Origin of the sequence: Vibrio ezurae NBRC 102218 (genome assembly GCF_000467185.1) — a bacterium.
Classification (GTDB): Bacteria; Pseudomonadota; Gammaproteobacteria; order Enterobacterales; family Vibrionaceae; genus Vibrio; species Vibrio ezurae.
Map to the genome: position 1 here is coordinate 1 of NZ_BATM01000055.1, position 20,983 is coordinate 20,983.

14 protein-coding genes are annotated in these 20,983 nt (G+C 39.7%); 4 read left to right on the plus strand and 10 right to left on the minus strand.

Annotated elements, in window-relative coordinates; all coding sequences use genetic code 11:
- Together VEZ01S_RS15405 and VEZ01S_RS15410 are read right to left on the minus strand one after the other, a co-directional pair.
- Positions 1-908 (minus strand): hypothetical protein (locus VEZ01S_RS15405; RefSeq protein ID WP_021714982.1); only part of this gene is annotated, 908 nt, incomplete at its 3' end.
- A 274-nt stretch (positions 909-1,182) separates the two neighbouring features.
- Entirely contained in the window at positions 1,183-1,488 is a 306-nt protein-coding gene (locus VEZ01S_RS15410; RefSeq protein ID WP_156896033.1) for a hypothetical protein, read from the minus strand.
- A gap of 492 nt (positions 1,489-1,980) precedes the next feature.
- On the opposite strand from VEZ01S_RS15410, the gene VEZ01S_RS15415 reads away from it, so the two are divergent.
- Positions 1,981-3,285: a tyrosine-type recombinase/integrase gene (locus VEZ01S_RS15415; protein WP_021714984.1), complete on the plus strand. Its 1,305-nt coding sequence runs from the start codon at positions 1,981-1,983 to the stop codon at positions 3,283-3,285.
- 46 nt (positions 3,286-3,331) lie between these two features.
- On the opposite strand, the gene VEZ01S_RS15420 is transcribed toward VEZ01S_RS15415, so the two are convergent.
- From VEZ01S_RS15420 to VEZ01S_RS15435, 4 genes are read right to left on the minus strand one after another with little or no spacing between them, the layout of a single operon-like run.
- Complete coding sequence (locus VEZ01S_RS15420; protein ID WP_040891212.1) at positions 3,332-6,505, minus strand: type III restriction-modification system endonuclease; 3,174 nt, start codon at positions 6,503-6,505, stop codon at positions 3,332-3,334.
- A gap of 20 nt (positions 6,506-6,525) precedes the next feature.
- On the minus strand, positions 6,526-8,349 hold the full coding sequence (locus VEZ01S_RS15425) for a site-specific DNA-methyltransferase (protein ID WP_021714986.1): 1,824 nt from the start codon (positions 8,347-8,349) through the stop codon (positions 6,526-6,528).
- A 60-nt stretch (positions 8,350-8,409) separates the two neighbouring features.
- Positions 8,410-9,174 (minus strand): DUF4391 domain-containing protein, encoded by a 765-nt coding sequence (locus VEZ01S_RS15430; RefSeq protein ID WP_021714987.1) that lies wholly within the window; start codon positions 9,172-9,174, stop codon positions 8,410-8,412.
- Between the two features lie 12 nt (positions 9,175-9,186).
- Entirely contained in the window at positions 9,187-12,456 is a 3,270-nt protein-coding gene (locus tag VEZ01S_RS15435; protein ID WP_021714988.1) for a helicase-related protein, read from the minus strand.
- Between the two features lie 369 nt (positions 12,457-12,825).
- Between VEZ01S_RS15435 and VEZ01S_RS15440 the strand changes: the two genes are divergently transcribed.
- Positions 12,826-14,466, plus strand: a complete 1,641-nt coding sequence (locus VEZ01S_RS15440) for a tetratricopeptide repeat protein (RefSeq protein ID WP_021714989.1) — start codon at positions 12,826-12,828, stop codon at positions 14,464-14,466.
- A gap of 45 nt (positions 14,467-14,511) precedes the next feature.
- Here the strand turns inward: VEZ01S_RS15440 and VEZ01S_RS15445 are convergent, their stop codons facing one another.
- Positions 14,512-14,730: a helix-turn-helix domain-containing protein gene (locus VEZ01S_RS15445; RefSeq protein ID WP_369371275.1), complete on the minus strand. Its 219-nt coding sequence runs from the start codon at positions 14,728-14,730 to the stop codon at positions 14,512-14,514.
- A gap of 711 nt (positions 14,731-15,441) precedes the next feature.
- Here VEZ01S_RS15445 and VEZ01S_RS15455 point away from each other — a divergent pair.
- Positions 15,442-15,666: a helix-turn-helix transcriptional regulator gene (locus VEZ01S_RS15455; protein ID WP_021714992.1), complete on the plus strand. Its 225-nt coding sequence runs from the start codon at positions 15,442-15,444 to the stop codon at positions 15,664-15,666.
- A gap of 216 nt (positions 15,667-15,882) precedes the next feature.
- Positions 15,883-17,598: a hypothetical protein gene (locus VEZ01S_RS15460; protein WP_021714993.1), complete on the plus strand. Its 1,716-nt coding sequence runs from the start codon at positions 15,883-15,885 to the stop codon at positions 17,596-17,598.
- Positions 17,599-17,994: 396 nt separating this feature from the next.
- Here VEZ01S_RS15460 and VEZ01S_RS16790 read toward each other — a convergent pair whose 3' ends face one another.
- The 3 genes from VEZ01S_RS16790 to VEZ01S_RS16885 form a co-directional block, all read right to left on the minus strand.
- Entirely contained in the window at positions 17,995-18,153 is a 159-nt protein-coding gene (locus VEZ01S_RS16790) for a hypothetical protein (RefSeq protein WP_021714995.1), read from the minus strand.
- A 47-nt stretch (positions 18,154-18,200) separates the two neighbouring features.
- Positions 18,201-19,673 carry a group II intron reverse transcriptase/maturase gene (gene ltrA, locus VEZ01S_RS15470; RefSeq protein WP_021714996.1) on the minus strand — a complete coding sequence of 491 codons (1,473 nt, stop codon included), beginning with the start codon at positions 19,671-19,673 and terminating at the stop codon, positions 18,201-18,203.
- 235 nt (positions 19,674-19,908) lie between these two features.
- Positions 19,909-20,052 carry a hypothetical protein gene (locus VEZ01S_RS16885; RefSeq protein WP_162497971.1) on the minus strand — a complete coding sequence of 48 codons (144 nt, stop codon included), beginning with the start codon at positions 20,050-20,052 and terminating at the stop codon, positions 19,909-19,911.
- Between the last annotated feature and the right edge of the window lie 931 nt (positions 20,053-20,983).

A 20,983-nucleotide genomic window follows, 5' to 3' on the forward strand; every position in this document is an offset into this window, starting at 1 on the left:
TGGATAGTTGCAACCGTAGTGCCTTTATTTGTTATCGTGGCTTGCGCTGCATTCAATACGTCACTGGCGTGAGGTCCAGTTGGAATATCAGTCACTCCCGCTGTACGTAAAGTATCTACAGTTATTGATTTCCCAATTGTCGCATCTACAATACTATTAATCGCATTTTGCTTTTCTACTAATTTTTCTGTTGCTGGCGTTCCTATAATCGTAGAATTATTTGCATCCGATATTATAGCTTCAATTTTCTCTTTATTACTGATATCAAGTAAATTATCGATAAGAGACTTTGCTTTAAATATATTTATTGCTAAAGCATGAATTTTTCCATTATTATTTAAAATATAATTTGATGATAAATCTTCAATAGATATATGTAATAAATTAGACACTTTTTCTTTTGCTTGTTCTAAGCTATCTTTCGAGGAATATTCTTTTGTTTTCTTAATTTCTAATTCTTCCGCTCTAACAAGAGAGGTTAAAGGAGAAACTACCAGTGAACCTTTAAACCCAAATAACGTTACCGTTGAAACAGGTTCCCCTTCATAATCCAAGTCTTCAGTATAAATTGAGTCTGATAAATATTTTGAATACGTTACAATGAGCTTTTTTTTCAATACTGATGATTGCTTAGGTAACATTAATGCACCTAGAACAATATTATTAATATCTAAAGAACTATTAACTTTAATTTGACCATTATCATCAGATAAACCTAAAACAGTATCTTTATTAAAATCAAATTTATTGTTTTGATTTTTATCAACAAAAACCAGTGCATTTTTCAACACTCCATCAATAATAGATATCTTTATCTCTTGAGGTGCGATAGTGGAATTGTCAGATTGACCACCTTTACACCCAAATAAAATAGCTATTAAAATGAAACTCAACACTCTTTTTTGCATAAAAATTGCCTTTTTGCGCTTAAAGTTGCAACATTTGAATATGACACATATTGACAGTCATACTGTTGTAATTTTTCGTAACAATATAACGCTTTGCAAATTAAACTTTGCGATCTAGATCACAGGCAGGGATTGCCAAAGTCGGATCCTTGTTAGGTATTACCCTCGAAGGCCCTAAGTAAACACCTTAGGCGCTAAATTCTGAACTTCAAGTGATCTCGGTGCTCACCTTCTTGTTCTTGATTTCGTATATATTCAAGAACTGAGTCTTCATCTAAACTAGCGTTTGGTTTTGCTTCACTGTCGATAATGCGTCTTGCATACAAGAAAGGGGCTTTTGTTCAAGAAGAATCCCGTCCCCCAAAAAACTTTGGATTTCATTAAATAAACGTGGATCATTGCGTTCAAATTCATCGAGTATCTTTTCCGCTTTGCTCAAAAAATTTTTAAGCATATTCACTTTCTTCTCATCAAAGAGTGGCGGTACATTTATCAAAACACTTTCGCATTCTTCTATCTGATGCTGCGTTAGCCCTAAACTGGTTAGCTCTTGAATTTGGATCTTAGAGAGTCTTTTCAACGGTGCCATTTCCCGATTTATAAGATCATAGAGTTACTATAAAATAGTCAATATCAGTGGGTTATGCCGTTACAAGACACGTATTTGAGAGAAATGTACGGACTCAATGCAATGAGTATGCATTCAAAGAGAGTTTACAAAATTTAACGAAAGTTAATTTCAACGGCACCACAGAGGCACCACAGAAAAGCAAAAGGCCTGATAATTCATTGAATTATCAGGCCTTTCTATGTGAGTTGGCGCGCCCTGTAGGATTCGAACCTACGACCACATCCTTAGAAGTTATATTGTCGTGATTCTCAATAAAGCTCATTTATCCTCTTTTGCTATTAAAAACATAGACTTAAAATAAAAACAAAAACCACCAATGCCTCAATATGCATCATAGCGCATCACAAAACACCACACTTACTTGACCACTTACTTGACCACGAATTTTACTCCCATAACAAATACTGTTAATATTCATCAAGTACCATAAAGAGGCAATGCATGATGCTAACTAGTAAACAAATCTCATCCTTTAAACCTAAAAATAACCATTACTATAAATGGGATAAAACCAACGAACGTGGGATGGGACGACTCGGAATACACATCATTAAATCAGGTACTAAAGTATTCAAATTTAGGTTCTTTGTTAATGAAAAGGCTGTTTTCATTAAAATTGGTACTTTTCCTCAAGTATCCTTATCAATCGCCCGTGAAAAGGCAAAGTTGTACAGCTTAATGCTAGATAAAGGACTCGACCCTAAGGATGAAATAGAGAAGCAGCAAAGAGCAAAAGAAGAACAGCAGAAAGCAGAAAGTCAAAAAGCGACACTGAAAGACCTCTTTGACTCTCACCGTGACAAGAAAAAAGCAGGCGAAAAACGACAGGCCGACATTGATCTTGAGATACTTGAGAAAGAGATATATCCATATATTTCTCCAGACACAAAAGCTAAGGATGTAACAACAGAAGAAATTGTTTGCATCTTAAGAAAGATAATTGATCGTGGGGCGACAACTAAATCCAACAAAGTCCGTTCAATTTTACATGCAGCCTTTAATTACGGCCTCAAGCACGATAACGATCCTGCTAAAAAATCCACAGTAGGTAAGTTTGATCTTTCCCACAACCCTGTAACAGCTATTCCCAAACAAACTGAAGCTGAAAAAGTTGGTAATCACTTTCTAGAGCCAGAAGAGTTATTTAAGCTCCTATATGAACTTGAACATCGTACCCACGATCTAAAAATGCACCAAAATGCACGAAATATCATGCGTTTATGTTTCTACTTGGGCGGACAAAGACCTAATGAGGTTTGTAGCATAAAATGGAGCGATATAAACCACCAGGAAATGACGGTGACACTGCCTGGTAAGATCACAAAAAACAAGAGAGACCTGGTCATAGCCCTGACCAAATCTAGCTATAACTTACTAACTAAGAACCAAAATACTAGTCAAAGTGAATATGTATTCCCTAAAACCACAGATCCATCAGCACCAACACCACTTAATACCATTTCACAAGCTGTAGGTCGCTATCGTGAGCGCTCAGGCCTAAGAACATTTACAGCAAGGGACTTCAGACGAACCTTCAAAACCCTTACTGGTCATTTGGGTATAAGTAAAGAACTAAGAGACCGAATTCAAGGTCATGCAATGAATGACGTTTCTAGCAAACACTATGATCGCTATGATTACCTTTCTGAAAAGCGTGAGGCTATGACACTTTGGTGTGAATACCTTGATAATGGTATATCGAAATACAAAGCCAATGCAAAGCAACTAATCAAACATTCAAATTAGTTCAAAAGTAAAACTAAAAACGGCGAGCTTCCTCGCCGCTGGTTAATTAGTCTTGAAGGTGAGTTGAAAAGGTATTAAATGAATCAGCCTTTATAAACTTTGCGGGATTCTCAAGGTTATTACCTGCTTTATCTTTCGACAAAGCCTCAAAGTGGGCAATACCGCAGTTGATTTTGGCTTGTTCTGACGCTCGCAAGTCGTCAGAGAAAATACTGGACTTGGTTTCTACAACAAAGTACAGCTGATCACCCATGCCATCTTCTTTATCAATTAAGACTGCCCAATCAGGGTTGTAGCTACCCAGAGGCGTATCAATCTTGAACCAACTCGGGAGTTTCGCATAAAGCTTCACATCAGAAGACGTCTCTAATTTTTCAGCAAACTCGAACTCTGTATCCGAATCACAAATGATGTAATCATAAACAGACTTATTGGCCTCAACCATATTCTTAAGATAACCCGTTAGCTCCTCCTCTTGAAAAAGCTCTTGCGCATAATATTCATCACCGATACGGTGATAAGAGATACCATCTACAATTGCTAAGCGCATTTGCTTGCGGATCACCTCTCCTGTTAGCTCAATAAAGCGCTGCGGGTTGTTCTTAAACGCTTCAAGCTTATCGCCTAACCCAAGTAAGATTTGCACTACCGTCTTGCGCGTCAAGTTAGTGTGAGACTCTAAATAAGTCACCACGTCAGGTAATTGGTAGTTTCTGTTCTTGTAGGTGTGAGTTTTCGACTCTTCATCATGAGTCTCAAGTGCCGATTCGGTAATAGCTACCTTGGCTTTCTTATACTCGAACTTCGCACTAGCAACAGCAACTGACGCTCGGATTTCTTTGATGCACTTTTCAACTAGCTCACCAACATTAAAGTCGACGCGATAAGTTGTTTTGTACTTAATGCGATCCCAAAGTGCTTTGAAATCTTCACCGAGCACAATTTGCTTACCATTGTCTTCACGCAGTGACGCTGTTTTCTTCTCTTCGTGCTTCTTAATGCTAAGGCCTTTCGAAACCTTGGCTAAGGTTGCTATGATAGCCTCAGAATGCGCTTGCACGCTATCAGGGAGACTCACAGAGTTATCAGCTAAGTCTGTCTTCAAAGCATCTAGAATCTTACCATTCTTATCTATGTAGCCCTTGTCTTGTAAATGTGTGAAGATCTCCTCCGATTTCTGAGCACCAAGAAACTCCTTTTCACCCATTGTGGCGTAATCGTCAGAATTGATAACAATATTGGCAAACTGGTGTTTCTCTACCGCGCCAAATTTGATGCCTTCTTCTTGTTCGATCTCTTTCTGTAATTCTGCAACAAATTGCTCGTACGATTCATTCGCCATGACAGTTAGCGTATTCACTTCAAAACCGTACGGTACACGCTCGCCTGATTGGTCAACAGCCAAGCGCAAACCACGCCCAATTTCTTGGCGTTTCTTCATAACCGATGCCGTTTCGTTCAGCGTACAGATCTGGAATACATTCGGGTTATCCCAACCTTCTTTCAGCGCTGAGTGACTGAAAATAAAGCGAAGCTTTTCATCAATAGAAAGCAACTTCTCTTTATCTTTCATGATCAGGTTGTAAGCTGATTCTGCATTCTTGCCGTTCATACTTGCTGCTGTCTCTTTAAGATCGATTAGTACAGCATTTCCAGAAGCATCTTTCTTCTTGTCTTGTGCGAAGTAACCGTTATGAACTGAGCTAGCAAGCTCCTTAATCGCTTGCTCATTTGCTATAAATTCGCCAGTAGTGTCTTTATCCCAAACTGACGGGTATAAAACACGGTACTCATCCTTACGCAGTTGGGCTGCAAACTCCTCTTCAAACCATAATGCGAATTTACCTTGTGTGGGTTCACCCTCTTTAGTGTATCCACGGTAATTAGCCACTTTATCAATAAAGAATAAGCTCAGTACTTTAATCCCCTTTTGGCTCATCACTTTCGAATGATCCATTGGATCAACGCCTGTTGTGATTTTTTTGAAGAATTTAAGCTCTTTTGCTAGGTGCTCTTCGACAGTTTTTGCAACTTGCAAGCGCTTGTATGTGTCTAGGTCAACTTCACCGATGGATTGACCTAATTCGACAGTGTCGTCACGACTGGTGAAGTTAATGTACTCATTACCCTTTTCACAATAAATGTCATTGACCACATAGCCTTCGTAAACAGTTCGACCGTTGGTGGCTTCAAACAAGTCTGTGCCGCTTTTTACGGTAATCGTCTTGCGTGGCTGCAATTTTCCTGTTTTGGTTTGTGAGTCAACCTCAACCTTCGCCGTAATTGGTGACTTTTTGTTGTCGACACTAATCAGCTTGATATATGCCTTGTTGTGGTTGTCTTGTACTTCGAGTGAAGCTACTTCAATTTGCTTGACCAACTTACGCTCATAAGCATCAATAGAATCTAGCTTGTAGAGCATATTGAGGTTTTCAGTCAGCGTTGCTGAATAGCGGAACGTACAGAGCGGATTTAAGTTCTCAACTGCCTTTTTACGAGTAGGTGTCGAAACAGAAGTCTGAGGTTCATCAATGAGCACTACTGGCTTTGTCGCTTGTATGAATTCAATTGGTTTCATTCCACTTAAGCGATCATCAGCTTGGTTAATTAATCTTCTAGCCTTCTTAGACTTTGTCGTTGATTTATCATCAAAAGCTTCACTAAACGCGTCAATGTTGATGACCATAATCTGAATATAATCATTAGTAGCAAAATTTCTCACCTGTTCACGCTTCGACGAATCATAAACAAAGTAGTCATATTGAACGTTCTTGTACTCTTTTCTGAAATGCTCTTCGGTCATTTGCAGAGATTTATACACACCTTCTTTTATGGCTACGGATGGCACTACGATAATGAACTTAGTCAATCCGTACCGCTGATTCAGTTCAAACGCACTGCGTAAGTAAACATAAGTTTTACCCGTACCCGTTTCCATCTCGATGGTGAAATCAAGGCTAGGTAATGCTTGCTTTGACGTTTCAGTTTGCGGTAAGCCATTTTCAAGCTGTACTTTACGCGTGTTCTCGTAAAGCTCCTCTGACAACAAAGTCAGCGCATTTGCTACACCAATGCCATCGTTCTTCTCAAACATGTCTGCTTGAACAGCAGACGATATTGAAAAGTTTGATTGAAAGGTTTCTTGACCTTCAAATACCCTCGCCACCGCTTCAATGGCATCGAGTTGATGATCGAGGTTGGGGTTAAATTTGATCTTCATTTCAGGCATCATCTACCCCCTTAAATACTTTTGACATCATCAATCGCGGCTTGTTTCAAGATTTGAATCGCATTGGTTTTGACGCGATCATCAGCAAAGCCTTCATCTTTAAAGACCACTTGGGTTGTTTCTGGGTCATAGTCTTCTTTCAACTTGGCAATGCCTTCTACCGTTTTAGTGGTTATATCATCGTCGAGACAAACGAATAGCGCGCCTGCTCCCACAACGAAGACGATTTTTCCATTGACGAGTTCGGTTTCGACAGGGGTGGTTAGGTCATAGCCATATTTCAGGAAGATTTCGTACAAAACATCTTCGCTTGTGCGGTCACCTTTGATTGATTGTTCTGATTGTTGAAGGACAAGTTCCAGATTTTCAAAGTCAGCCTCCCAGGGGCGGATGTTTGTTTCGTCAAGTTTAAATACTTTTAGTCCTGTATTCGGAGTTACACTTTTCAAACGATCTATTGTTAATTCTGAAATTACACTATATGAAGTAGATGCCATTTTTTCAGGCAATTGAATCAAAATGAATTTACGATTCTCTTTATTTGACAGTTCGTATGCTGCATGTCCAAGGCTTCCCGTGCCTGCAAAAAAATCCATTACAATATCACCGCTCATAGTTGATATTTCAATAAGCCTCGAGAGTAACTCCGTAGGTTTAGGATAGTCAAAATCGCTACATCCAATTAAATCAGCAATTTTCCTTTTTGCGGATTGTGACGATTTTAATCCTTCAAAAATTGATGATTGAATTGACTCTACAGGCTCATTTGCAAAAATTTTCCTTCTTGGGACACCAGATCCATTATTTGCAAAATAAATTCGGTTATCTGCGAGTAAAGCTTTGAATTCTTCTTCACTGATAGACCAATCTCTTTCAAACACAACACCCTCTGGATTTGTTATCGCGAAAGACTTACTACCACCAGAACTTTCACCACTGCCTCGTGAAATGTTTCCAGACATCCAAGGCCCTCTAGGATCATTGTCAGGGTTGGTCCAGTCATTATTATCTTTGTACTTGTACGAAGAGTACTTATTAAGTTTTATTCTTTCATTTGATTTGAATGCAGCCAAAATATACTCATGCTCTTTTCTAACTGTCTTCTTGGCAGTCTTAGGCATGGTTCCTTCTTCTCTAGTATCCCAAATGTAAATTTCAACATTTGTATCCCCAAAAACCTCTCTCAGGAGCATAGAAAAGTTTGTTACTTCATTATCATCAATGGAAGCAAATAACACTCCATCATCCGTTAACAGATTTCTAGCTAACTTCAATCGCGGGTAGATCATATTTAGCCAATCAGAATGGTATCTGCCTGACGCCTCAGAATTAGTGCTTAATTTGTTACCTTCATTATCTACTTGCTCTGTTAATTCAAAATAATTTTTTACATTATCGTGAAAGTTATCCCTGTAAACAAAGTCTTTACCTGTGTTGTATGGGGGGTCTATGTAAATCATCTTCACTTTTTTATGGTAGGACTTTTGAAGTAGCTTCAAGACTTCAAGGTTGTCCCCCTCAATAAACAGGTTCTCAGTCGTGTCCCAGTTGATGCTTTCCCCTTTACAAGGGCGAAGAGTACCTGTAGATGGAGTTTGAGCAATTTGGCGAGCTTTAGTCTTGCCACTCCAAGTGAAGTTATAGCGCTCTGGAGAATCATCAATCGCTTCACCCAGCACTGCCTTTAATACCTCAAAATCAATTTTCCCTTCAGAAAACACATCTGGGAACAATTGCTTTAGTTGCTCGATATTTTGATTGGTAATATCCAAGCTTTTAGCTTCTGGGCTATTGCCTGTAATCTTTTCTACCTTTGAGTTTTCTTGTTGGCTCATGCTGTTACCTTGTATAAATTCATGTTCTAGTCGCTGATGTTAAGGGCATCACAAATAGGCTTACGCTATCTGCTGTTTAATCTTTTCAATCACTAATTTAATTTTTCGTGCTTCTACATTGAGGCGCATTTTTGTATTCATTTGCGTCTCTTTTTTGAGCTTGTTTCGGATTTGAATTAGCTGTATTTCTAATCTATTTAGTTCCGCTAGTAGAGGGGTTAAATCCTCATCGGCTTTGTCGCTGTAAATTCCTGTTGTCTTGGCTGCTTCTAAGAAATTTAGCTTTTGGATGACACTGGTATAGAAGTCATACAGCGATAACACCGAGCAGTGGTCAAAACGTAAATCTGCAAGGAAATCTGAATTAAACGTTTGCTGGCTCTTTTCGTCTAGCCAGCCAGTGTCATACTGATACTCAATGGTTAGCTTAGTACTGTCCACTTGGTTCACTCGCTTATCAGCCAAACTGATGGCAGCCTCCTGATCCCACTCAACAAACAGTAGAGTTGGGTATGGGATCTGCTGATGCAGTAGCTTACACAGTTGCTTAGTTTTACTGTTGCTCTTCACTTTTACATGCAGAACCGCGATCTCTTTGTATTGATGTACATCATCTTCAAAGACTGGAATATTCACCGTCTCAGGCTTCATGGTAAATCGCCACATTAGCGATTTAAGCACATCTTTAATCAACTGTTTATCACTGCTGCTTAAGGATGTATTGTCAGTAATTGTTTTCTTCGGTACCTTAACGCCTAGCTCTGTACTATTAGGAAAACCAAAGTTCTGGATCACGGTTTCGGCGAAACTACTCTCTATGCTCACTGTTATTACCCTCTAAACCACTACCAAATAACTAACGACTTCAAAGTCATTAATCTGCTGGCTTGAGTTACCTGTTAAGGTTGTACCACCAGGGTTGAACAAACTTGCTGCGCCTTTCTCTTCACTCTTACCCGCTATGTCTCCAACGGCAATGCGTAACAGATGTAACTGCTCATCCATATTGGTGTAACTTCTCGTTTCACGCTCAACAGCTTCATAGGCCGCTGCATCAGGCTCATTTGAGCCACTTGCTAGCTTCTTAATTAGGTCAAGAATATGTTTCGCTTGGGTAAACGAATACACCACTTCTTCATCCTCTGAAACGTAAACGAGATAGTAAGGCGCAAGCGCATAGCTCTCATCTACTTGCACTGAACCTGTTTTGTCCTTAAGGCAGAAGATAACACCAGGCTCTAGTTCATTCGCAATGGCAGCCAACTCAGCATTTGAACTGTAGATTCGCACTGGTGCAAAAAGTCCTGTCGGTGCCGACTCAAGCAACTCTAGATGCTCTTTGAGATAATCAGACAGATCCATTCGGAAATCATTCAAGGTAAGATCAGTGATTGATACCCCACCCGAAATTTCTTCTAGGTCAACTACTTGGTCTTGCAGTTGCTCTAACTGCTTTCTGCGATAATCCAGATCATTCATTTCGGATGAGTTTTGCTCGATAACGTTCTCTTCCCCTGTAGCGGATATATCAAGCAAGACCATTCTACCGCTAACTCTTGCCTCTAAATTAATGTATTCATCCAACTCCATATTCGGCCAGAAATTCACTAGCTGAATTTGCGCGTTGATGGAACCTAGTCGGTCAATTCGACCGAAGCGCTGAATAATACGCACTGGGTTCCAGTGAATATCGTAGTTCACTAGATAGTCACAATCTTGCAGGTTTTGACCTTCTGAAATACAGTCGGTTGCAATCAAGATATCAATCTCTTGCGAAAACTCTGGGAACACTTTTTCACGCTCTTTTGAGATGGGTGAAAAGTGAGTCAGCATACTGTTCAAATCCGCTTTCACACGCTTGCCAGCTGGATCAAGCAAAGTGGTATCTGTTTTCTGACCTGTGATAAGCGCCGTATTTATTCCAAATTGATTTTGTGCCCAAGAGGCTAAGTCGTTATACAAATACTCAGCGGTATCCGCGAAAGCAGAAAAGATGATGACCTTTTTGTTTGCTCCATTGATCGGATTTTGCACCTTATTGGTAATGGCCTCTTTCAACGCTTGTAGCTTGGCATCCCGAACCGCGCAAACTTGCCTTGCCTCTCTTACAATTTCTCGTAAGAAGGCACAATCTGCATCAAGATCTTGTGCATATCGAATCAAATCCATGTCTTGCAGGCGAACCTTAGTCTTTTTACCCACCATAAAGGGCGCAAGCTCTGGGCTTTCCATTTCAAAATCGTGTATTTCTTCGATCGGCGGTGCAACGAACTCATCCGTCAACCCAGCAGATAAGTTGGGAGCAATATTCTGACTGAAATGCTCAATTTGTCTTAAAATCGACTCAACTTGTGCGAGTAGTTTCTCTGACGTCAACTTAAACGAGAAGATAGAGCTTTCCATGCGTTTCAATAAGTTGATACGCATTAAGTGAACCAGACTCGCCTCACGGTCTACTTGTTTGAAAGTAGAGCCGCTTTTGACTTTTTGGTCATAACGTCTTGCGTACTCCGCAATTTTGTTGGGCATCACATACTGCATTGGTGAGTAGCATGCCAGAGTTAGGCGACGAATTGTGTCGTTAACATCTTTTAATGGTGGGAATTCTTTTTGCAGGTCAATGTCGGACTTAACGTTCTTTGGCAAAAGACGGGTTGGGAACTTACCCACATCTTCCGTGCCGTAGTATTTTTCGATGTGCTTACGGGAACGGGCTATGGTGTAAATATCCAATAACTTGAAATAATCAAAGTTAATAGTATCGAGCAATTCTTGAGAGGTACGCTCATCTGTCGGGCGTTTAGACCAAGCATTAAAGTGTTGCTGTGCCGTTCTCAAGGTACCTTCAATGCTATTGATGCCATGTTCAGCAAGTGCTGAATCGTTAGCTTCAGTAATGAAGGCCACCTGGTTCTTCATATCGTTGAGACGATTGTTAACGGGGGTTGCCGACAACATTAGCACTTTAGTTTTGACACCCGCTTTAATGATGTCGTCGAGCAGTCTTTGATAGCGGTTCTTGCCATCTTTCTTAGGGTTATTATTACGGAAATTGTGGCTTTCATCAATCACAACCAGATCGTAGTTACCCCAGTTTATCGTCTCAAGGTTAATAGTACCTGAATGCCCTTTGAAGCGACTCATGTCGGTATGATTGAGAACGTCGTAGTTAAAGCGGTCATCAGCTAGCAGGTTACGTTTATCATTCTGTGTGTACACCAACCAGTTGTCCCTAAGCTTCTTAGGACATAGGACCAGTACTTTGTCATTACGTAACTCGAAGTATTTAATTACTGCTAGAGCCTCAAAGGTTTTACCCAGCCCAACACTATCAGCAATGATACAACCGTTATATTTGCTAAGTTTATCGATCGCGCCGAGCACTCCATCTCGTTGGAATTTATACAGTTTGTTCCAGACGATTGTATCTTTAAAGCCCGTACGAGTATTGATGATGTTCTCTTCTTGAAGCTCACCAATAAAGTCTTTGAACAGGTTGTAGAGAGTAACAAAATAAATGAAGCTAGCTGGCTGATCTTTAGTTAACATATCGAGCTGAGATAGGAGCTCTTTCTTGGCTTCTTTGACCTGCCCTTTTGCATTCCAAACCATATTGAAATAAGACAATAAATCTTGCGATTGAGGAGCTGGAACTTTGGTTATCATATCGAATGAGGCTGACTCAGAAAGCCCCAACCCAGCCCCATTAAACTGAGCGCCATCGATTGCAGTCAACTCTTCCCCTTCGGAAGCAATAATATGCCTACCGACAGCACCGACTAGAGAGACAAGCTTCACACTAGTTTTATCTTCCACCCATTGAGCAAATTCTCTGGCTATTGCCTTTTGGTTTAGTTGGTTTCGAAAGCGAGTTTCGTGCTCCCCACCTAACAAAGGTCCAAACGGGCTATTTATTTCGCTATGGTTTCCAAACCCTTTAAATTGAGAAAAAAGCAGTCGGACAGAATCAAGATTAGACAACTCATCCTGCAATGCGTCAAACGCATATATAGAAAAAAGTCCCGTCATAATCGAAAGCTTATCATCTTTTTCAAAGCTTTCAGCAAGAAGATCAGCCACCTTTGTCGTGGTATTATCTATTAACATATTGCTCTCTATAACTTGGTGAAATCTAACATCAGTAGCCTTCAAAGTATTCAAGCGCCACATAACCTGGGCCGCTCATGAAGAACCATGATGTCATCATCGAAACTCACATATACAACTAAACCTATATTGTCATCTTTTGCAGTTTACACAGTAGATATTCTATACTGGTCTTTAATTTTTCTAGGATATTACCATTCATTTCTCTGTGGTACCTGCTAGCTTAACAAATATAAAAAAACCTATTACGTTGTACTTATCATTACGCGCCATAGCTATCTGCCCTGACATTGCTCTGACACAACAAAGTTGAGTGTGCATAAAGTATTCAATAAATAATTACTTTTTAGTCAATTTTTCGTTATAAGTATGAATTCTAAATTTCTCTACAATAAAGGTTACAAATTACTAAGTGACGCTGTTTCACCATCTGAAAAATCTGAAGCTGTGAAGTACTTATTCCAATCAAGTGCACTGAAGTACCCTGAAGCTATATATGCTTTTGGTCGCCTCCATTTAGATGGTGAGCTTGTTAAGTTAGATAGAAAAGTCGGGATACAGTACTTAAAGGACGCTGAATCAAAAAATGTTTTAGCAGCCACATTCGAACTAGCACTTGCCTCTTATGAAGCCACTACAAGTTCTAACTTAGCGCTTGAATATTATAGAAAAATTAAGAAATTAGCGGCACTAGGATATGAGCCTGCGACTCTTTGGATCAATGATGACTTAATTTCCCTTTCAAAGTGCTACTTACAAGGGCACAAACTGTTCCCCAGCAAACCCAAAGCAAAAGCACTTGTAATCCAAGCAGTTAATGAACAGTTAATTACAAACATCGCTGAACTTGAAGAACACATACTCAACTTTGATGATTTTACACCAAGTTTTTATCAGGCAATTGAGAATTTAAAAATAGAATTAACGCCATATGATGAATTAGTCGATATCGCAGACAAATATTTTAACTCACCATCTTCGTATATTAGGGACAAAGCATTCAATATATATAAGCTAGCAGTCGAAAAAAGTGATAGCTTTGGCTTATTAGGGATGGCTCGTTGTTATGAAGAAGGAGTTGGTTGCCAAATCAATGATAGCGAAGCTAATCGCTTATATAAGATTCTTGCAGATAACAATGAAATAGCAGAGGCGGCACTTAAGCTAGCGGTCAGAATTGATGAAGGCATTGGGGTATCCAAAATGTCTGAATCTTCTGCTTTTTATTATTTTTGTAAAGCTGCATCTCTTGATAACTCCGAAGCAGCATTTCGAGCATTTGAAATGCTAGAGTCTGAAAACCCACCTATCGACGAAGTTATAGACTTATTTTATTATGAGTCATACTACGACAAGCTTGATATGAGTGAATATGAGCGAATCAAACTTTGCCTTCTATCCTTATCATGCGACGAACAAAATGCTGAAGCTCACTATAGCTTTGCTCAAGCAATAAATGAGTTACTCGAAGATACTAAAATTGCTAACTCTCACTACAAAATAGCAGCCAATCTAGGGCATCCCTCTGCTTCATATGAACATGCACTAAATATCCGAGATCAACACCCTAAAGATGCTCACCATTATCTTCTTAATGCCGCCAAAGGAGGCATACAAGCAGCTTTCAAACAAATAGCTTGGGATCTGTACAAAGGTGAAGTTTGTATCGAAGATAAAGATCAAGCTGAATTTTGGTTTAAAAAAAGTGCTCTAAGCGGAAATGTACATTCAATGTATGTATTGGGATTGTGTTATCTCTACCATCACAACACCGAAGAGTATGATTCTGCCGCTGTATTGTGGTTAAAGAAAGCTACAGAAAAAGGCTCATCGTCCGCTTGCTATGAATTAGGCCGTTGTTATCAAAATGGTTGGGGCGTAGATTTAAACTATCTTAAAGCTCGCGAGCACTACAAAAAAGCTCAAAACTACAACCCAGAACAAGTTGCCGAAAGATTGAAAGAACTAGAACAGTTAGTCTGGGATTTTTATCAAGAATACTCAACCTAATTATGGTAAATCGAAATCAACATCACTTAATTGTACTAATACAATTTAATCTTCTTCAACCACCTCGTATAACTCCCCAACCTGGATTGATAAGCCAGCACAAATGGCAACAATAACGTCCAGATCCACTCTGTTAGCACTTTCGTTATAAATTCTAGTCAGAATATTTCGATGAACTCCTGTCAGCCTTGATAAATCTGAAATTTTCATTCTTCGCTCACCTAAGATACGAGGGAGGTTACATTTAATATTCATAATATACATTTTCCGTGCAAATAATACTTGTAATGTACAAACAGAGTGCTAATATAAATATACAGCAAACGTGCATTAAGCTCATTTAATACCAATAAGTAACCTTTAATGTACGTTATTTACTGAATTTACACTAGTGAGAATCTAACATAATTCAAACTAGTTAACGAAAGCTAAGAGGGATCTTATGAATTACACTTCTATTGTTGTGCATTGCTCTAGTTGTCTACTCGATATACTCGAGTCTCCTACTCTCCTATCTAATTTTGACAATGACTGGAGATTCTATCAAGACGAACTTCATCAACTCATCTTGACTCGCTTATATGAAGAAAACTATTTAGTGTATGAAGCAAAAGAAGTTGCTGGCTTTATGTCAAAAACAATGACCGCATACTTACGACATTGCATTGTATCGGGATATGAAAACAAAACTTTAGCATTAAACACGTTAAACCACCTTCAAACGAAATTCGAAACGCTGCACTAACCCTCTCATCTATTTAAGGGTAGCGATACTGCTACCCTTTCATTTTCCATACCTAGGCCTACCTTTTTGATTAAGTACAAAATTAGAACAACTTTCAGAGGCATTTACAGCCTTTAGTAGTCAATAAAAGTTTATCAAGGTCACATTAAAAAATGTGTCTCATTTCAGGCTATTGAGACACAGAACTTAGTTTAGGATGCATTTAAATAATAAAAAAAAGGGCCAACCCAATGTCAAAATGCTTAACCAAAAACGATGTTCAAAAAATTTTAAACATTTCTAAAACCACTCTTGAACGATGGATCAAAAAAGGCTGTTTCATCCCTGGAACACAGTTTGGTGAAAATAGCGTTCGCTTCCGTGAATCCGAGGTAAGCGAATATCTAGATCGTGTTTTTGCTGGTGAGGAACGCACAACAGTAACTACCGATATCAAAAACAAACGTTGTGCTTAGTCATAAAAATAATGTTTCATACACACAAAACTCAAACTGCAATATTAAGTTTTATTAGTTATCACTTACACTTTATTCGAGTGCTAGTTATATGGATGTAGGAAGCAGTGAGTTGGTGTAACCAAGTACGCTGCTATTACACTTTTCCATAGGAAAAAGTGCATAGCAGCTCTTGGCAAACTTAGCAGTTTGATCGCTAGTAATATAGGTGATCAAATGACAAAAGAAATAGCAATATTTACTGCTCAACAAAATTATACGACAGCTCAGCATTCAAAAGGCAAAATGCGTCGTTCATTAGCACACACACTTCGTTGTCTTTCTCGTTTATCGGAACATGAAATGAAATCAATCGAGTGGAACGAGAATCTCAGTCAGTGTAATTATCTCTATTTAGATGGTGAATTAAAGCCACTCAATAACTTGTCAGAGAGCGATAAAATTGCACTAATTGAGAGCTTCAATCCACCCAAAATCCATAATAAAAAACAAAAGCAAACACAATTAGCTAACTATTCAGCTAAGTTGAAATCGGCAATCATCTCCGAAAAAAAAGCAAATAATCCTTTAGTTGAGGATGCCTTTCAAAAATTACTGGACACTCCTCGTAGTCTTCCGTTAAGCACTAAAATAATTAACGATATTAAGCCACTATTAAAAAAGCGTGTAAAACAACGTATTAATATGCTTTACAAGTATATCGATGCACATAATGCTTTGACGCACTCCGAACGTTCAGGGCAACATACACGCATTCAAGAAGTCATTTTTAAAATCCCATCAAAATGGCAAGTCAGCAATGCCGATGTCACACCAGAACATAATGTCGAGCTAGTGCATGGTTTTCTAAATCGAATTCTTCCCAATCATACAATAAAACTATCCGTCATCCATGGCGACGAGCAACTCGAACATGAAGACCTTTGCAGTCATATTCATTGCTTTATAGATGGACAAAATAAGCACACGAAAGAATTCGACCTACGAGAATGTGAAGAAAGAGTGATTCAACGATATGTCACCAATTCACTTTCAAAAGAAGAGCAGGATTTCTGGACTAACAGTAAAAATAAGAAAAACTATTACCACTCAAAGTTGCGCGGTGAGCATTGGCAGGCGATGTTTTTGCTCTATACCAATTACTACTTTAAAAAAAATGAGATCGAGCTTAAAGGTGTCAGAGCAGAAAAAACTCAGAAGCAACTAGAGAAAAATAAAGAAATGCGTCGAGAAGCAAAGCTTCCCAAAGCTGAACGTAGCTACAACTTCCACACTCGTTTATTGGAAGAACAACAAAAGCTGCTAGAGCAAAAGACACTTCTTGAGAAGGAGCATGAAGAGAGAAAAGCAAGGATTAATAATGAGTTAAAAACCGCTCAATTCAACATCGAAGAACACAAAAAAGAAATAGACGAGCTCAAACAGACAATACAAACCACTCAGCAAGAGATACAGCAATCTGAGCTGAGCAAACAAAAATTATACCAGCAACAGCAACAAGCAAAAGAAAACCTTAATCAGCGTACATTGGACATTGAAGATAAGAGGCACCAACAACGTCAGATAATTGCACAAAACAAGGCTCTAGAACAAGACGCTATTCAATTGCAGGAGCGTGTAGAAGAACTTGAAATGAAAGAAGTCACTCTAGATATCAGCAGATCAATTGCCATTGCATTTGCTGCCATCGACCGCTACATCGATGCGAAAAAAGGGGGACGTCATTATGAAAGTTTTTGGAAGCAAACTATCGCCGCATTCAAAGCACTCAATAACAGGATTGCAGAATCTAGCGTAATGAAATATCTCAAAGTTCATGAAGACGAGATCAAAGACTACTCGCTGACTAAGGAGCTAAAAACAATACAGACACCAAAACTTAGTACCAATAAACGCTCTCCTTCGCCAGAGCCAACCATGAGGAGGCCATAAGAAATGGGGGGAATTTTAGCTAGCCAAATTAACTAGCTGGGTGTTGAACGTATCTTTATTACCTCGACCTCGCGACTTACTAATTCAAATCCATGTGCGATTCCGCTCTTAAATTCATTTTCGAGGGACTGGTCTGTGCCAGTTAACTTTGCAATGATAAAACCAATCTCATTCGATAGGTCACATAGTTCTAGGTCTTGTGTCGGAAGTGACTTCAATTCTGACGAAAGGACCTTAAGAAATTCATCAGTGTTCACCGTTGGTTCTGTATTCAAAATGATATTCCTACCAAAATAGCCTCAACTGACTACACATTACACCAATTAAAAAAAGTAGGTCAAACACAAGCCATTGCGATTTCCTGTTGCTTTAACCTAGCAAACGCACTCAAACGACTTAATGTATAGTCACTCTAGACACATTGAGGCGTTTTTCTGTAACAGAAATTTGTTCTGTGACGTACTCTTCGGCAAAAAGATCCAACACGTTATTGTCGAGTAGACGACACTTGTTACCAAGTGCCGCCCCTCTAAGAACCGTACGTGCAACTTTCACTGCATACGGCTCAAGCCTCCACTAAGGCATCATTGATACCCAGCAACTTATAACGCAGTCGGGACAGGGTCTTTCCAAGAGTTACGAGCTAACCTTTTAGATTTTCTCTTCACCAAATATTCTTGGTATTGAGGGTCAAAAGGGGTCGCCGCATTCCTGATTTTTACGTGTCGCTCGATGGGCACTTTTGCTATTTGGAACAGATTGAAGTGACAGTCCATGTCCATAATTTTCTGCCAACCGTGAAATTGCCACTGGCCTTTACGATTAAGAAAATACTTATGAACAACCCAGTCTTTGGACTTGGTTGGATGACGTCTAACTGCCCAGTGCCATAGCGCTTGGAATAGTTTGTGGCCGACATACCCGAATACTTGTTTAGCAACACAGTGGCGATAGTAATTCGCCCATCCTCTGAGTTTCGGATTTATCAACTTGATAAGATCGTTAACAGGGATGGTTGCGTGCTTTTTAATAAGTTCACGTAGGTTTCTCAAGAATAACAACGTGTTGGATTTGCTCGGTTTAATGAGCAATTTACCTTTGTACTTCCTGTGATTGAAACCCAGAAAGTCAAAGCCATCATCAATATGAGTGACTTTCGTTTTCTCTTCGGAGAGGGTTAACCCTCTTTTTGCCAGAAAGTCAGCAATCAACGGTTTGATGTCGTTCACTAGCACTTCCTTTGAAGAGCAAGTAACCACGAAATCATCCGCGTAACCGATAAAGTTAGCCTTAGCACCCTTTTTCAGAGCTGTAGATTTTATTTGTTGCTCTATTCCCGCGAGAGTCATTAGCATCAAGGTTGGAGATATTATTCCACCTTGAGGTGTACCCTCATCGGTATCATAGAACAGACCCTTATCCACATAGCCAGACTTTAACCATTGCTCTAACATACGTTTATCAACCGTGATATTGTCGATAAGCCATTGATGCCCGATTTTGTCGAAGCAAGCCTTAATATCTCCCTCAAGAACCCATTTCGCAGATCGCTTTAGAGCCAAACATTTGAAACACTGACTGACGGCGTCAGCCGTACTACGATTTGGCCTAAACCCATAGCTATTGAGGTCGGCAAGCGTTTCGGACACTGGTTCTAATGCTAGAAGGTGGAGGGCTTGTTGCGCTCTATCAATCATGCATGGAATACCCAATGGCCTGAGCTTACCGTTCTTTTTGGGGATGTAGATACGTTTGAGTGGTTTTGCAGAGTAAGCCTTACGGCTCAGTTGATTGACTGCTGTCATACGGCGTACATCTGTGTTCCAGATGACACCGTCTATTCCAGACGTTTTACTGCCTTTATTCTGAGAGACTCGCTTAACCGCAAGAAGCTTTGCTGAGCGAGAATGAGTCAAGAGCCACTGTAAGGACTTCACCTTACTGTGTTTCTTTTCTCTTGTTGCTTTTGCGATACGCATTTGAAGCTTCAATACGTGTGCTTCAACGGATTTCCAGTCGATGGACTGCCATTGAGCGCCGTCAGAAGATGCACTAATCTCTTTCGAGATCACCATTTGCTTTTCTCCTTGAATAAAGTTCTTCAAATTCTCTCGCAATGGGAGACCAGTCGGAAGTGGGCTCACTTTCGTGATCAAACATAAGTCTGTATCTGCATCATTACAATGCAGCCTTCGCTTTTTCCGACCTCCTATACCTGCATCACTATCGGCCACAAAGGCTTTCCCAAAGGGAGTGATACAGGCTTTACCCTGTTCCGTATGTTACGTAAAATGTCAGCTTAGATGCCCACTATAGTGCGGAGAGTACGGCGACCACGAAAAAGTACTGTCCAACCTCTTTCCAACTCTCATTGCCTTTTGGCCACAGCGTATTAACCACTTCCGCTGCTTCATCATATAACGCACCTTGAATGGATTCACATACGTTCATCATACTGACTACCTAGCACTTACCCGAATTGTGGTTTTCAGGAGGAACGTCCTCTCACGATTCTTTTCCCACTCAGCCCAACGGCCAAGTTTCGTTACATTGTCCGAGCCGCTGCTTTATTCAGGCTCGTAGGTTCATCTGGTGATACAGATGGTTCACTCGTTAAGCGGTGAACAACGCTTCATACGACCTCAGGTCGCACGGACATTTATGAGTTAGAAAAGTCTTCGTTAAAAATAAAAAAAGAGGTCATATTCAAGCCATTGCGCTTTTGTGGTGCTGAATCGCTAACGTATTCTTATAACAAGCCCTAACCACTGTTTGTATGAACAGGTGAGAGGCTTTTTTATGGAACAAAAATCTGGTCAGAAGGCATTTCAGAAGCTTCACTTTTTTAAGAAGGATGTTCTAGCAGGGCAGAGGAGTGACAAAAGGTTTGGTTTATAGGTTAACGGTATCGCACCGAGCAGTATCATAGTGTTCGGTGCGATACTGTCAAGTGCGATAAGTATTCATACCTAAAGTTCTTAAAGTAGCTAACTCCCAAGACTTTATCGATGGCAGACTCTACCAACCACAAGTTACAGAAATCATAAAAAGACTTCTGTAATAAAGGAAAGCATAGCTCTCCTTCTTAGCACCACGAAAGCGCAATGGCTTGGGTCATATTGACCTCTTTCATGGATTCGTACTCTCGAAGGGTTGCCCTTACACACTTTCCAAGCATGCTCCTTCAGCCGCTCGGAAAATCATGCACTTGTCTATCTGGAATGTTAAAGATTACGAAGTAATCGTAGAAAAACTTACTTCGATTGGTAGTTGTTAAATGTGTAGGGTAAATATCCTAAACCGTTTTGGGGCAAAAATGCGTTACGAAACTGCTCTTAAATAGAACCGTTTTTCCTCTCACATTTCAACCAATGTATAGCAAGCA